The 15445-nt window shown below is 63.2% G+C and carries 12 protein-coding genes; 6 read left to right on the plus strand and 6 right to left on the minus strand.

What is annotated here, in order from left to right; translation table 11 throughout:
• Positions 1-384: 384 nt before the first annotated feature.
• The gene (bla, locus tag A2J03_RS14575) at positions 385-1296 is read left to right on the plus strand and encodes a class A beta-lactamase (RefSeq protein WP_269455205.1); all 912 of its coding nucleotides are present in this window, start codon (positions 385-387) and stop codon (positions 1294-1296) included.
• Between the two features lie 183 nt (positions 1297-1479).
• Positions 1480-2541: a sensor domain-containing diguanylate cyclase gene (locus A2J03_RS14580; RefSeq protein WP_197480774.1), complete on the plus strand. Its 1062-nt coding sequence runs from the start codon at positions 1480-1482 to the stop codon at positions 2539-2541.
• 21 nt (positions 2542-2562) lie between these two features.
• Here the strand turns inward: A2J03_RS14580 and A2J03_RS14585 are convergent, their stop codons facing one another.
• Entirely contained in the window at positions 2563-3231 is a 669-nt protein-coding gene (locus tag A2J03_RS14585) for a TetR/AcrR family transcriptional regulator (protein ID WP_082897838.1), read from the minus strand.
• Between the two features lie 153 nt (positions 3232-3384).
• On the opposite strand from A2J03_RS14585, the gene A2J03_RS14590 reads away from it, so the two are divergent.
• Both A2J03_RS14590 and A2J03_RS14595 read left to right on the plus strand, forming a co-directional pair.
• Positions 3385-4554: a GGDEF domain-containing protein gene (locus A2J03_RS14590; protein WP_068375159.1), complete on the plus strand. Its 1170-nt coding sequence runs from the start codon at positions 3385-3387 to the stop codon at positions 4552-4554.
• A gap of 142 nt (positions 4555-4696) precedes the next feature.
• Positions 4697-6145: a carotenoid oxygenase family protein gene (locus A2J03_RS14595; protein ID WP_156520397.1), complete on the plus strand. Its 1449-nt coding sequence runs from the start codon at positions 4697-4699 to the stop codon at positions 6143-6145.
• Positions 6146-6182: 37 nt separating this feature from the next.
• On the opposite strand, the gene A2J03_RS14600 is transcribed toward A2J03_RS14595, so the two are convergent.
• The 5 genes from A2J03_RS14600 to A2J03_RS14620 all read right to left on the minus strand — a co-directional run bounded on the left by A2J03_RS14600 (position 6183) and on the right by A2J03_RS14620 (position 12938).
• Positions 6183-7517: a PucR family transcriptional regulator gene (locus A2J03_RS14600; protein ID WP_068375162.1), complete on the minus strand. Its 1335-nt coding sequence runs from the start codon at positions 7515-7517 to the stop codon at positions 6183-6185.
• Positions 7475-8926, minus strand: a complete 1452-nt coding sequence (locus tag A2J03_RS14605; RefSeq protein ID WP_068375164.1) for an aldehyde dehydrogenase family protein — start codon at positions 8924-8926, stop codon at positions 7475-7477. Before A2J03_RS14605 ends, A2J03_RS14600 begins: the two co-directional genes overlap by 43 nt.
• A 40-nt stretch (positions 8927-8966) precedes the next feature.
• Positions 8967-10493 carry a carotenoid oxygenase family protein gene (locus A2J03_RS14610; RefSeq protein ID WP_068375165.1) on the minus strand — a complete coding sequence of 509 codons (1527 nt, stop codon included), beginning with the start codon at positions 10491-10493 and terminating at the stop codon, positions 8967-8969.
• Positions 10486-12081 carry an FAD-dependent monooxygenase gene (locus A2J03_RS14615; RefSeq protein ID WP_068375182.1) on the minus strand — a complete coding sequence of 532 codons (1596 nt, stop codon included), beginning with the start codon at positions 12079-12081 and terminating at the stop codon, positions 10486-10488. Before A2J03_RS14615 ends, A2J03_RS14610 begins: the two co-directional genes overlap by 8 nt.
• Positions 12082-12152: 71 nt before the next feature.
• A complete protein-coding gene (locus A2J03_RS14620) occupies positions 12153-12938 on the minus strand; it encodes an IclR family transcriptional regulator (RefSeq protein WP_068375167.1) in 786 nt (261 codons plus the stop codon).
• Between the two features lie 164 nt (positions 12939-13102).
• Here A2J03_RS14620 and A2J03_RS14625 point away from each other — a divergent pair, with 164 nt between their 5' ends.
• Positions 13103-14737: an MFS transporter gene (locus A2J03_RS14625; RefSeq protein ID WP_082897840.1), complete on the plus strand. Its 1635-nt coding sequence runs from the start codon at positions 13103-13105 to the stop codon at positions 14735-14737.
• A gap of 1 nt (position 14738) precedes the next feature.
• Positions 14739-15445, plus strand: a 707-nt coding sequence (locus A2J03_RS14630) for a VOC family protein (RefSeq protein WP_068375170.1), incomplete at its 3' end; no start/stop codon positions are given.

Below are 15445 nucleotides of genomic sequence, written 5' to 3' on the forward strand. Positions count from 1 at the left end.
CCGCCGGGCATCGGACAAACCGTCGAGCAAACCCGACACACACACGTCGGTGTCGCGTCGCCTGTCGTCCATATCGCCCCCCGGCATCCCCATGACAACCAAGAGTAGTCGAACATATGTTCGATTGCAAGAGATCAACAGGAAGGAGTTCACCGCGGCAGCGACTTTGTTCTACGGGCGTCCGCGACCCAGATCGGAATGCACGCGGTTGGCCGCGTCGTCCCGATTCGGGAGGTAGGGTTCACTCGCCCGGGAAACCCGATGCACAGGCGAGCGTCATCTTCGTTGTCCCGCTGTCGATGTCGGCTCGTCTGAAGAAAGTAGTCGCTGAACATGCACTCCAGGATTCGTCGCCTCACCCCTGTAGCCGCCGCACTCGCGTTGATGCTCACCGCATGCGCCGAACCGCAATCAGCTCCACCGCAGCCATCCGGTCCTACCCCAGCGTCGTCGGCCGCTCGGACGCACCAGCCTGCGTCAGCGGACGTATCGACTGTTATTCGGAATCTGGAGCAACGATTCGACGCGAGAGTCGGAGTGAGCGCTTTCGATACCGAGACCGGAGCGACGATGAGCTATCGCGGCTCGGAACGATTCGGGTTCGCGTCGACACTCAAAGCGTTCGCGGCCGCCGAGTTTCTACGACAGACTTCCACCGAAGACCGCGACGAACTCGTGAGGTGGACTCGATCCGACATCGACCGCGCAGGCTACTCACCGGTGACAACCGAAAATCTCGACACCGGACTGACCGCCGCAGAACTCGCCGAGGCAGCCGTCCGCGAAAGCGACAATACTGCGCTGAACCTCGTACTCGACCGCATCGGTGGACCCGAAGGCCTCGACGACGCCTTGGAACTGCTCGGCGACGCCACCACCGAAGTCGTCAACTACGAGCCTGAACTGAACACCATCACCTCCGGCTCGATCGACGACACCACCACAGCCGACGCATTCACCGAGAGCATGACCGCCCTACAACAAACCAGCTATTCGACCTCGAGCAACCGTTCGATTCTGCTCGACTGGATGAGCGGCAACAAAACCGGAGATCCCCTCGTTCGCGCGGGCGCACCCGCCGGATGGGTCGTCGCCGACAAATCCGGTGGCGCCGGGCCGATTCGCAACGACATCGCCGTCGTCACACCACCAGAACGCTCAGCCGTCGTTATCACTATCCTGACCGAAAAGAACGATCCCGCAGCGCAGTTCGACAACGAACTCGTCAGTGAGACCGCAGCAGTCGTATTGCACGCGATCGAGGTCGGCGCCTCCGGTGGCCAGCCAGACCGGTAACAGGGTCTCCCAAGCCATGTTGCCGAAGATCGACGGTGTGGGAGACTTCCGGCGAATGAGGCGCTCGGGGACGGCGGCACACGACCGGTGCGTGGATTCTGCACCTACAATCGAAACCCTTCAGACGCTGTCCTAGCCAGTTCGCCGAAAATGCCCGATTGTCCACCACGAAAAGACGACCTCTTGTCCCCCTGGAAAGCAGCACGCCTGCCGCCGTCTCTGCACGTCGCGGCCTTTCGCGCGCTGCATGGCGTGACATCGAGGATTCATCACAGCCTCGACCTGAATACGACACTCGACGCGATCACGCAGGGCGTGGTCGATGCTGCCGGGTTCGAGGTTGCAGCAATGAACTTCGTACGAGCAGACGGGTGCACAGAGGTGGTCTCCGTCGTCGGCGACGAGGACGCCCGCAGATCGCTGATGAACACCGTGCAAACGGAGGAGTTCTGGACCCGGATGACGGCGGCCTCCTGCCCGCTTGGCAGGTTGCGCTTCATAGACGGATCGGAAAACCCCACGGTCACGGAAATGGACAAAGGCATCTGGACGAGCACTAGAACGCACTCGGACAGCCCCGACGCATGGCATCCAATGGACTTTTTGTTCGCACCGCTACACGGGTCGACCGGACGATGGCTCGGAATGCTCGCAGTCGACTTGCCCGTCCATGGCCTCAGACCCGGTCCCGAGCAACGCGAGATTCTCGAGCTGTTCGCCGATCACGCCGCACTCGCCATCGAGCACGCTCAGATACACGACGACATCCAGAAGCGGGAAGCCGAAGCGCGCTACGCCGCAAGGCACGATCCCTTGACGGGACTCTGGAACCACGCACGATTGAAAGAAGAGCTGACCGAAGGACCCACCCAGGAGTCGAGCGCGGTCGTGGTCGTCGACTTGGACAATTTCAAAGGTGTCAACGACCGCTTCGGACACCTTGTCGGTGACCGAGTGCTGCAATCCGCCGCGCACCGACTACTCGACGCGGCCGGCCCTGACGACGTCGTGATACGCACGGGTGGAGATGAATTCGTCATCGTGCTTCGGGGACCCGATGTCGATTCCAGGATGCGCAAGTTGGCGCGCGCGGTGGCCGAAGGCATGAATCGACCCATCGACATCGACGGCCTGCTGTGCACCGTGCGCGCGAGTATCGGCACCGCCTACTCGCCAAGCGGAGGACTGCTGGAAACTCTTCTCGTCGAGTCCGACGCTGACATGTACCGTCGCAAGAACTCCTGAACTACCGATAATGGGAGGCAGCTACTTCCCGGCGAAGAGCAGCAGGGTGTCGCGAACACACCGCTCCACGAACTCCTCCGTGACCTCACGGCCGCTGACGAGAACTCGGAAGTACATCGGTGCAACCAGACTTTCGATCACATCGTCGGAATCGATATCCGTACCGATCTCGTTGCGCTGCTGCGCCTGCTCGACGATGTCCCGAGCAATCGCGAAGCGCGCAGCATAGAAGGCCGTGCGAGCCTCGTCGATCTCGGGGTCACCCGACAGCGCGTACACGGCCCGCAACAATCGCCGCACCTCGGGTCGGCCGATCAACATTGCCACCTGTTTGGCGAGCGTCATGAGATCCTCGGCCAGACTCCCGGTCCGCGGCGGAGGATTGTTGGCCGCGGTCATCTTCATCACTGCTTCGCTGACCACCCCGGTGCGACTACCCCATCGGCGGTAGACCGTGGTCTCGGCCACGTTCGCGCGAGCCGCGATGTCGGCAACCGAGATGGTATCGATCTCGCGCTCGGTCAGCAGAGCGAGCGTGGCGGTGAGCACCTGCTCCTGTACCCGCGCGCTACGACCACCTGGTCGCTTCGACGTCGATCGCTGCTCGCCGGATGCGGCGAGTTCCGAGGTAGGGACCTCCGTGTTCCGGGCGGTCGGGTCCGGCTGCGGGCCTGCATTGATCGACACCATCGGGTGAAGGCTACCGCGTACTTCTTTTCGGCCGTTTTCCCCGTTAATGCTAGCGAACGTAGCCTTAAGGCTAGTATCGAACACATCGAGCAGGAGCCGTGCATTCGCCGAGCCGGCGAAGACTCCACCTCGACTCGAGGGGACGGAGCGGGCGTGATCACACTCATACCCCCGGCATTCGGGACCGGGCGGCGCGGTGGGACTGTGTCACGCGCGAGCGGGACGTCACACGCACGAGCCAACCCCGCCACGTTCCTCGGCGTCCGGACCAGACGGTTGATCGCGGCTTCGACCGCGAACGCCTCGGTCATGGGCGCCGTTGCTCTGACCGACAGTCAGATATTCGTCGAGGACGGCGCCTGGGTGGTGATAGCAATCCTCGTACTGAACTCGGCGATGGCCGCGGCCTGGATGATCGTCGAAGTGCGCCGATGCTCACGTACTGCGCTGCTCTTCGGCTTCTGGGCAGAAGCGGCAATAGTGGCGATTCTGCTGCTCATGGAATTGCCATCGGAGGCGCTCGTCGCTGCTCCCCTGTTGATGGCGCCCGGCCTTTATCTGCTGCTCGCGCTGGGCCAGAAGAGTCTCGTGGTGCACAGCGCGGTGGTCCTCGCGACGGTAACAGTGCTCACGCTCGCCGCGCTCGAAGATGGCACCGAATCCGTCACGACCATCGTCGTCCGGGCTCAGATCGTGGTGACCGTTGCCCTGGGCGGCCCAGCATCTCTGCAAGCACTGTGGTCACGCATGATTCGACAGTCCCAGCTGGCACGCCGGGACGCGCTCACTGGCCTGCTCAACCGGCGCGGGCTCGCCGACGGACTCGACGACCTAGCCAGCGGAGTGATACCTCTCGGTCGCGCCACCGTCGCAGCCGTGGTGGTGGACATCGACTCCTTCAAATCGGTCAACGACAACTACGGCCACGCTGTCGGAGACACGGTCCTCACCTGTGTGGCACAACAGCTGACGCTCCACACAGGACCGGACGCGATCGTGGCGCGCACCGGAGGCGAAGAATTCACCGCCATAGTCACCGGGCCGCATACGGTCGTCGACCAGATCGTGGCGTCGTTTCCGACCTTCGTGTCACCGCGAGCGGACGCACCACCGGTCACCTTCAGTGTGGGCGCGGCGATTCTGCCAGCCGGCTGCGCGCCCCCGAGCACCGAGCAGTTGCTCGACGCGATCCGCGACGCGGACGTCGCCATGTACGAGGCGAAGCGCAACGGAGGCGGCACCGTTGCCGTTGCCCCTCCTGCCATCGCCCCTCCTGCCATCGCCCCTCCTGCCTTCGCCCCGTCTGCGGTACGAAAGCGCTGAGCGGCAGCCAAGGGCACAGTGCCCAGTGGGCGCACACAATGGTGTGCGCTTCGACCGATGCCCGCAGCCGCCAGCGAGTCCATTCTCGAAGGAGAGGACAGGCGAACGCCTGGACGTGCCCCGACAGCAGAGGACGAGCATCATGTGGGACGAGAACAACAGGTCGCTGAACGGACCGTTCGAGCCATGGCATCAAGAAGCCGATACCTTCGATCTCGAAGTGGTGGGCGAGATTCCGCGCGAACTGAACGGAGCGCTGTATCGCACGAGTTCCAATCCGCACGTGCGACCCCCGCACCCGAACCGCTACCACTGGTTCGATGGCGACGGGATGATTTACGGCGTCTTCCTCCGCGACGGCCGAGCTCACGCCTCGAGCCGTTGGGTGCGGACGGCAGCGTTCAAGGTCGAAGAAGAGAACGGCAAGGCGGTGTACGGCAGCATCCTCAATGGTGGTGTTCCAGTAGACTTTTCCCTGAATCCGCCACTCAAGAACCCCGCAAATACCCACGTCACCCTGTTCGATGATCGACTGTTGGTCTTCACCGAGGTCGACCTCCCGCACGAACTGCATCCGACGACGCTGGAGACACGGGGCCAATACGACTACCACGGCGATGTGTCCGGGCCCGTCACTGCGCATTGGAAGACCGATCCGCGCAACGGCGACATGCTCTTCTACGGTGTTTCCGGTTCGACATTGACCTGGTATCACGCCAACTCCCACGGCAAGCTTCTCGACAGCCATCAGTTCGACATGGGTGTTGCGTGCTTCTTGCACGACTTCATCGTCACCGAGGACTACGCCGTCTTCATGATCACGCCCACCCTCTTCACCGGGCCCGAGGACCTGATGGCGGGTAAGCCGACGGTGGTGTGGGACCCAGAGACCTCGAACGGAACACGATTCGCGGTACTCGATCGCCACAGCGGCGCAGTCACATTCATCGACGGCGATGGCGCGTACTCCGGCACGCACTTCTACAACGCCTACCAAGAAGGAAGTTCGATCGTCATCGACGGCCACCGGACCGATCGGTGGGGCTGGCTCAGCGAGGAATCGGCGGCAATCGAGCCGGGTCAGGACTGCAACGAGTGGTTCGACTCCATGATCGCGAAACCATGGCGGTGGGTGATCGACCTGAGTTCGCAGCGCCTTACCCGCGACTACCAGACCAGCGACGTCGTCGGCGAGTTCCCGAGAATCAACGACGAATATGCACTGCGCGAGCATCGCTTCGGCTACTACGCCACGACACAGGGCACCGACCGATGGCTCACCGACGGATTGGCCAAGCACGACTATCGAGGCGATCTCACCACGACGATCCCCAACGCCGAGCTCGTCTCACCGTCGGAGCCGGTCTTCGTCCGTCGCGATAATGCGACCAGCGAGGACGACGGTTGGATGATGTCGTTGTGGTGGAATCCCTTCACCCGGTTGTCCGAGATGCTGATCCACGACGCGCTGCACTTCGACGCAGAACCGGTCGCGCGGATCAAGCTCAATCAGCGTGTCCCCATGGGATTCCACGGCAACTGGATCGATGGTGCTGCCATCGAGGCCGCGGTGTCGTCTCAGACCGTCTGATCGAACGAGACCCCATGATCGACGAGGCGTTCGACGATCATGGGGTCTCGTCCGGTGGATCGCCGATGACGTCTAGCAACGACAACGCTGCTTGCACCTCGGCCAGACGCTCGGTCACCGGATGACCGAGAATCGACTCGATAGCGGCCAATCGGTGAATCGCGGTATTGCGGTGAACGTGAAGACGTTCCGCAGCGACGGCGATTCGTAACTTCGAGTCGAAGTAGCATCTCAATGTGGTCACGAGTTCCCTACTGCGCGGATTCTGTGCCGCCAGCTCCCCCAGCTCCGACTCGACGAACCATCGAGCCCTCTCGGCATCGGTACTCAGCAGTACCGGAAGTGTGTGGCAGGCATAGTCGACCACAGCGGTCCCCGTCGAAGTCCCATACCGCGCTGCGGCCTCCGCCTCCAGATGCGTACGACGAAAACCGGTCGCCTTCGGTTGCACCGAGCCGAACCCGACCCGCACCTCGTCACCGATCCAAGCTGCGACTACCGACTCGTCGACGAGCAATGGACGCTCGGAGGACACCCACATCCACAGAAGATTCGCGTGCTCACGAACGACACCCGTCCGTGCACCGAGTCGATTCTTGATCGCATCGGCAGCGCGACGTAGCGACCGCGCATCGGCATGGGGGTACGACGGGGACCCGGAGATGACGAAGCTGCGGTGATAGTTGCTGATGGACACTCCGAGGATTCTGGCCGCGGCATGTTCGTCGACCGGCCGCCCGTCGAGCAGCGCATCGATCAGCTCGTGCCGGGCATGCTGTACCGACGAGGAGAACCGCTCTGCCTCCTGTGTGTAGCGCTTCGCCAGGGAGGCCAGCACCTCGTCGGTCGCACGGGCAACCGACACCGTGATCGCGGTGAGGGTCGCGGCGGAGACCTCCAGGGCGATGCCCGCTCCCAACAACTCCCGCACCACCACTTCGTGCGCGACACGTATCGTCTCCGCGACCCGCTCGAAGGGAGCTCCAACTGCGATGAGCGCCCTGATCGGCTCCTCTGCCATTGCTGCCATGTCCTCCGCTGCGATGTCCACCGCTGCCATGTCCACCGATCCGCCGGTTGCAGCCAGCGTCGAAAGAACCTGCAGGACCAGCACTTCACCTCGAGCGGCTATGGCTTGAACCGGCACGAACCCTTCCGGGTGCTCGACCTGAGTTCGAGACGCGAGATCGCCGGCTACCTGCACAGCCCAGGCCACCGCGCTGGCGCCGAGCGTCGTCTCCGCTTGTCGACACGCCGCGCTCGCCCACCCGGTAACGGGCTCGGTCCCGCGTGGAACGAGCGACGCTATGACGGCAGCGATCTCCTCGCTCAGAAGGGGTACTTTTCGATATCGGACTGCATCGTGACCCATTGCATGTCGCAGAACGTATCGAGATTGACGGTCGATCCGAAGTGCCCACCTGATCCGGAAGACTTGACTCCACCGAACGGAGCCACCGCTTCGTCGTCGACCGTCTGATCATTGATATGCACCGCTCCGGAACGGATGCGGTCGGCCAGCTCGAAGGCCTTGAACGGATTTGCGGTCAGGATCGCAACGGAGAGCCCGAACTCCGAAGAATTGACGATATCGATGGCCTCGTCGACAGTTCGGTACGTGGCGACCGGCGCAACCGGGCCGAAGATCTCCTCGGTGAACGCAGGCGAGTCCTTCGGGACATTGCCGAGCACGGTGGGCCGGTAATAGAGACCCTTGTAGGTGCCTCCGGCCGCAAGGTCCGCACCGGCTGTCAGCGTCGCCTGCACGATCCCGTCGACGCGCTTCAACTGGTTCTCGTCGATGATCGGCCCCAGCGCGTTGGACGGGTCGCTCGGATCGCCGACCGTTATGCGAGTCGCGATCTCGGCGAGCTTGCCGATGTACTCCTCGGCGAGATGCTCCGGGATCAGGTGTCGTCCCGACGCCATGCAGATCTGGCCCTGATGCAGAAACGATCCCCATGCTCCCGCCGACGCGGCCGCGCTGATGTCGGCGTCGGGAAGTACGAGAAAGGCGTTGTTGCCACCGAGTTCGAGATGGACTTTCTTCAGCAATGGTGCCGCCGCTTCACCGATGCGACGGCCGGCCGCGGTGGATCCGGTGAAGGAGATGCAGGGTACATCCGGATGTGCGACGAGCGCGGCCCCGACATCGGCTCCGGACGGGAGTACGTGCAGCAATCCGTCGGGCAATCCGGCTTCGGCGAACAGTTCCGCGAGTGCGAGTCCCCCGGAGATGGGGGTGCGCGGGTCGGGCTTGAGGACGACGGCATTGCCGACCGCGAGAGCCGGGGCTACCGACCGCATGGACAGCACCGCAGGGAAATTGAACGGGCTGATCACCCCCACCACACCCACCGGCACGTAGCGGCCCACCGAAAAGCGCGACTTCGCGCTGCGCAGCACCTGCCCGTAGGGCTGTGAAGCAAGATTGGCGGCCTCCACGAGTTCCGCCAACACCAGCTGAACCTCGCCACCTGCCTTGCCCTGGCTCGACCCGGACTCGGGGACCAGCCAACGCGTCAGTCGCTCCGGATCGGCCGACAACAACGCTGCAGCCACAGTCATCACCGCGGCACGTTCGGTGTAGGGCTTGGATGCCCACTCTCGCTGCGCGGACACCGCTTTGGCGACCGCACGATCGAGGTCACCGACATCTGCGGCCCCGACGGTGGCGATCACCTCGGCCGTCGCCGGCGCCACGACATCGAAGGTTCCACCTCCGCCTGTCCTCCACTCGCCGTCGAAGATCTTGTGCGCCCACGCCGTTGTGCTTGCCATGTTCTTTGCCTCTCGTCGAATCGGTTCTTACAGTGTTTGTCTATTCGGACTGCGCGGCGACCGCCGTGTCGAGCACCTCTGCCTCGGCCCAGGATCCGTGGAAGGCAAAGGGCACTCGGACGGGGAGTTTGACTCGCGCCAGCGGTTCGCGGACGAATGCGCTCGCCTCGTGAACCAGCAGTTCGGACAGGCCGGTCGCGGGATTCCACCAGATCGTCAGCAGGTAGCCGTCGTTTTCCTCGGTACCACCGCGGCGTTGGACGAACACCGGTTCGCTGGGGCTCGTCAGACCGTCGGGCCCTTCCAGGACGATCGTCTGGCCGGTCGAGAAGTCGTGACGAGCAAGACCGTCGGTCATGGTCAACGGTGACAGATTCCGGGTGGTGGTGAAGTAGCCGAACCGGTTTTCCTTGCCGAGCCAGGCATCGTTGATCTTGGGGAACTCGCCGGCGATACCGCTGTGCATCTGCTGGGTAGTCGTCTTCGTCGCGGAATCGAGCACGAATCGCCAGGCCATGGCAGGTGGGAACCAGGAGTGCGAGTCGAGCGGTTCGTCGGAATCGTCGACGGGGTTGCCCAAGCGAGCGATGACGTGCAGATCGACCACGATGCCGGTCGGTGTCTCGTGCGCGTTGAAGAAGTGCGTCGGCGCGAGCATGAGCCCGGTGTCGTACCAGGTCACCTCATGGGTCCGCCGGTCGAGCACCGCAAACCTACTGCCGCCCGGAACTGCCGATTCGTCCCAGAGCACACCCGGGCGGCCCTCCATGATCCGGTCGAGTCGAAATTGATTCGGCGAGATGAGGAAGATCGCTAGGTGCTCACTGACGATGTAGTCGTGAACCATTGCCGGGCAGCCCATGTCGAAGGAGAAGGTGTCTGTCACAGATCCCGTCGGATCGGCTTCGTACCACGTCAAGCTCGGGCCGACTGCCGCATAGAAGAGCATGTTCCCCGTAGCCGGGTCGATCTTGTAGTGCGCGGTGCACAGGATGTCGAGCGCACCTCCGAAATCGTATGTTCCCTGCGTGTCGAGTGTTTCCGGATGCATCGAATGAGGCAGTCCCCCTTCGAAATACACGAGAAGATGATCGGCGAACAGCCCGACGTTGGTGTTCGCGACACTCTTTGCCGGCGGCGCGCCCTCCGGAAGGTCCCGACGAGCTTTGCCTGAACCGTTGACGAATCCGCTGTACAGAGCTTCACCGGCTTCGACCTCGACCTTCATCGAGTCGGTGTTGACCCACTTCATGCGGAACGATGCTTTGCCGTCGCGGATGTATGTCCCCGCGACGCCTCCGTCGCCTTCCCACCAGTGATAGCGGTCGGTGTCGAGTGGTTCGAATCGCGGATTGTTCGCGACTCGGAAGAGTGCCCCGGCAAGATCGTCCGGCAACTTCCCGAGCACGGGTAGATCGAACGATTCGGTTTCCTCCTGCCATGGCGCGAACGGTCCGTTCAAGAACTTGTTCGAGGTGTTCCAGTCGACGTCCGCGCTGCGGCGCGGTGCGGCTGGGTCGTTACGCCGAACAACGGTCGTCGGGAGAGGAGACGGTAGATCACGCATGGTCAGCGCCTTTCGTCTGGGTTCTTTCACAGCTCGGAGTCCATGCCGTCACTGCAGTAAGAACGCGGTCGGTCTCGGTCGGGTTCCACGCTGCGGCAACGACATGATCGGGTCGAAGCAGAACGAAATGCCCTCGATATCGCGCGAATTCGGCGTCGAGTCGGCCATCGACATCGAGCAGCACGTTGACGGTGTCGAGTCGGGGAACAGTATGGTCGGTGGGAACCATCGCGATCGCCGCGTCGAAGACATCGGCGACGCGCGATGCCTGCGTCCAGTCGGCGGGATCGGTCACGTCGACTCCCACCAGCGCCCATCCCGGTCCGAGCACGTTGTCGAGCGGTTCGATCGTTCGGGTCGAGGAATCGAACGTCCGAGGCTGCCCGACCACGACACCGACACCGGTGCCGGCAACGATCATTCCGTCGGTGAATTCGTACGCGGGTCTGTACGCCATGGTCTCGAAGAATCGTCGACCGTCCGCAGTTTTCAGTGCGGCGCCGATGAGCGCGTCGCGGCGATGCGCGAGCCGCTCGTTCGTCGTCATCACCACCCGGCCAAGCCTCTCGGACGCACGGACCACAGCACGGGAATGCGGCGCACGCTCTAATTCGTAACTCTGCGTGACGGTCTCGCGCAACGCCCCTCGAAGAACTCCCGCGATCTTCCAGGTGAGGTTCGCCGCATCCCGAATCCCAGAGTTGAGGCCCTGGCCGGCGAAAGGCGGCATCATGTGAGCAGCGTCGCCGAGCAAGAAGCATCGACCGCTCTGCCACTGATCAGCAACCAGTCCGTGAAAGCGATAGTTGACGGCCCGCTCGACCTGGTCGGGCGTGATGGTGCGGTAGCGGGACACGAGGTCTTCGATGAGCTCGAAGGGCGGGGCGTCGGTCGCCGTGCCCTCGCCGTCGAAGAGCCTGAACTCGTATCGGCAGCGCCCGTTCAGTCCGGGCACCACGACGTGCGGACGCTTCGGATCGGCATGGTGCATTCCGTAGCGCTCGGTGTGGAAGTCACCGAGTGTGTCGACGACGAGCCACAATTCAGGGTGGCTACGTCCGGTCATCCCGATACCGAGAAGGGACCGGACCGTCGACCGTCCACCGTCGCACCCCAGCAGGTAGCGGGCCGACAAGAAACGGCCACCGGCCTGGAGTTCGACGGTGTCGGCATGCTGCGAGATGGAGGTGACTTCGGTATCGAAACACACGGTGACGTTGGGCGAATTTCGGAGCGCGGACAACAGCACTCGCTCGAGGTCCGGTTGGGCGAACGGGTTCTTGAAGGGGTAGCCGAGCCGGTAGGGGATGGCGGCCCCGCCATGGAACGCGGGTTCGTCGTTGCTGTCGAAATAGCGAGTTCCGGTACCGGGCACAACGATCGGCAGGACACGGTCCACGACACCGGCCTGCTGGTACACACGTAGGGCCTCGTCGTCGATGCTGATCGCTTTGGGTTCGTTGCTGGTGGTCGATCGGCGCTCGAGGATTATCACGGTAAGCCCCTGCGCCGCGAGCAGTAGCCCCGCCGTCATTCCGACCGGTCCGGCACCGCAGATCGCCACATCGTAGGAGGTGTCGGCTGGCATGTTCACCACCCCAACGTAGCGCGCGTCACGTTAAATAGGAATAGAGTCCTGCTAAATAGGACTATCTGAAGTCACGATCTCACGACCGCCAGCTTCCGAGACAGAGTTTCGGCGGCGGCGCGAACGGCGTTGACCAGCAGTTCCGACCGATCTTCCGGCACACGTCGACGAATGGCGACAATGCTCAGCGCGGCTGCCACTGCGCCGCTGTCGTCGAAGATCGGGGCCGCGATTCCAGTTGCATCCGGATCGACCTCGGCTACGGTCATGCCGTAGCCGGCAGTCCGAATCTCCGCGAGGCGCTTCACGAGCACATCGACATCGGTGAGCGTTCGTTCGGTGAAGCGCTGGAGGGCATGTCGGCCAAGGAGCTCTCGAATTTCCTTCTCGGGCAACCACGCCAGCAAAGTCAGCGCCGATGCGCCCGCATTGATCGGCAACCGACTGCCTCGCTCGTAGCTCAGCCGAACGAGTTGCTTCGCGCCCTCGCATCGCTCGATGCACACCACGGTGTCGTCCACCAGGCGCGTGAGAAGGACGGTCTCGCCGACCTCGTCCGCGAGCGCGCGCATCACCGGTTGCGCGATCGCGGTCAACCCGTACCCACGCCGGGCCAGCCTGGCCAACTCGAGAACGCCGATACCGAGTCGGAATCCGCCACCCGGAGCTTCCTCGAGGAACGAGGCCGCCACCAACGTCTGCAGGTATCGGTACGCGGTGGACCTGGCGCTGCCGAGCGCCTCGGCGACGTCGTTCGCACTGATCTGCAGCCGATCCTCGGTGAACAGACCCAGGATGACCAAAGCCCGATCTGCCGTGCTGTTGCGTTCTCGGTACCCGCTCGAATCCGTTGCCATTTCACCACCGTATTCCTGAATTACAGGAACACGCAATCGACATACGGGATTTTCCGAGTGAGAGCTATTGACAGAAGTGATCTGCGCCATGACTATTGTCCTATATTGAGGAACATACGTCCTGATTATTAGGACATCATCTTCCATCTCCCACAAGGAACCCCATGACATCCACACGATCGGGCGGCGTCCCCGCCAACCACGCTCAGAAGCTGGATCGGGGCACGCTCCTCGCGTGCTGCCTCGCAATCGGTGTCGCGCAGATGGGAGTGTCCTTGGCGGCACCCCTGCTGGGAGTCATTCAGCGCGACCTCGGCGCCAGCGCCGCAGCACTCGCCTGGATTCCAGCCGCATTCATCCTCCCCACCGCAATACTCGAACTCAATTTCGGCGTGCTCGGTGACATGTTCGGCCGCAAACGATTGCTCGTCTGGGGTGGCGTCCTCATCTTCGCCGGCGACGTCGTCGCCGGAACATCGGGAACACTCACGCAGCTCATAGCCGGGCAGGCGATCGCAGGGCTCGGCGCTGCAGCAATCTTTCCCACGTCCCTGGCCATGTTGGTCTCCGCCACTCCCGCGCGAGAAGACCGCGCGCGTGCAGTCTCGTACTGGGCCGTCAGTCTCGCGTTCGGAGCCATGATCGCGCCGCTGATCGGCGGTTTCGCCGCCGAGCACTTCGGCTGGGGTTGGTCCTTCGCCGTTCCGGCCGCGCTGGGGCTCGTCACCGCCGCAGTCAGTGCACTCGTCATCGTCGATTCGCGCCATCCCGCAGGGCGCGGCCTCGACTGGCCAGGTCAGATCACCATCGCGGTGTCGCTACTTGCCCTGCTGTACGCCGTCATTCAAGGATCCGTCGATGGATTCGCCACCCCGACCATCATCGCTGCATTCGTCATAGCCATCACGGCAGGAATTCTGTTCGTGGTCAGCGAGCGACGTGCTCGTACGCCGATGCTCGACCTGAATCTGTTTCGAACCCCGTCGTTCGCCGCTGCGGCCGCAATCGGCCTACTCGCGATGTTCGGCTTCATCGGAACCGCGTACGCACTGAGCGTGAAGCTGGAGGCGATACTGCACGTCGGTCCACTGCAAGCTGCCCTGCCATTCGCGCTGATCCAGGCGGTCCCCCTTCTGCTCACGCCGCTCCTGCCTCGATTGCTGATGCGCATCGCGGCCCGAACTCTGCTCGTGACCGGGCTGTTGGCTCTCGCGATCGGTCAATTCTGGATGGCTCAGCTACCCGGCGATTCCACCTCACTGCTGGCGATGACCGGTCCAATCCTGTTGCTCGGTACAGGATTCATCACCATGTTCACCGCACTCACCGCCGTGGCAGTCGGCGCGGTGGACATCGACTACGCCGGGATGGCCAGCGCAGTAACCAGTCTCGTCCGTGAAACCGGTCAGAGCTTGGGTCCGGCCATCGTCAGCGCCGTCGCGTTCGGAGTCGCGGGTGCAACCCTCACATCCAGCCTGTCCGACGGATCGCTGCCGCCCGATGTCGCAAGCGTGGCCACCGGCGTCAACGAACAGGGTGGGCCACTGGCAGTGGCCAACGCCGACCTCGGACCTGTGTCCGACGTGGTCGCTCCGCTCGCCCGATCCGCACTCGAACTCGGTCTCGACACCAGCATTTACGTATGTGTGGGAGCCAGCGTTCTCGCCGCGCTCATTGCCCTCGTCATACCGGGCGGAATCCCGCGGAGCCCGGAAGACCCACCGTTCGTCCGCAACCAACAGGAGACCGATATGACTGCACACCCCTCCCGACCATCGCCCCGAAAGGCGGAACTCTGACATGCACGCACCCACTCGCGTCACCCTGCAGGAACGCGGCGCCGTAGGAACCCTCACTCGAACAGCAGTGTCGCACATCGGCTTCACCGTTCCCGACGTCGATGATGCCGCGGACTTCTACGGCCGCACCGTTGGACTGACGATCCAGGACAATCTGGCAGGCGGTGGTCTTCGGCTGGGTTGGGGCTTCGGGCACCACGTCCTCGACCTGTTCGAAGGACCGAAAGGATTGGCCTACTATGGATTCGAGGTCCGAGATGTCGACGGAATCGACGGCATCGCCAAACGGCTCGTCGCTGCCGGGCACGAGGTGACCGAACTCGACCCCACGGTCGTCGACAATGCCGTCGGGGCGCCGTCGGGAATCTCGGTGCTCGACCCCGACGGCACTCCGGTGCACTTCCACGGCCCAGTGCATCGGCAGGGTGAGAATGCCGCCGATCCAGGACGACGCCCAATCAAGTTCCAGCACACCACACTCGGAACCGACAACGTCGTCGCGATGGTCTCGTTCTTCGTCGACACCGTGGGGTTCCGTATTTCCGATCAACTGGACGACGGCAAGTTCGCCTGGCTGCGCAGCGATCGTGATCATCACACCCTGGCCGTGGTCGAGAACGGACACCCGGGGGACCTCGATCACTACTCCTACGATCTGGCGGAGTGGGAGGACTTCAAGTCCTGGTGCGATCGGCTGACCGATCTCGG

Origin of the sequence: Rhodococcus sp. EPR-157, from assembly GCF_001647195.1 — a bacterium.
Lineage (GTDB): Bacteria > Actinomycetota > Actinomycetes > Mycobacteriales > Mycobacteriaceae > Rhodococcoides.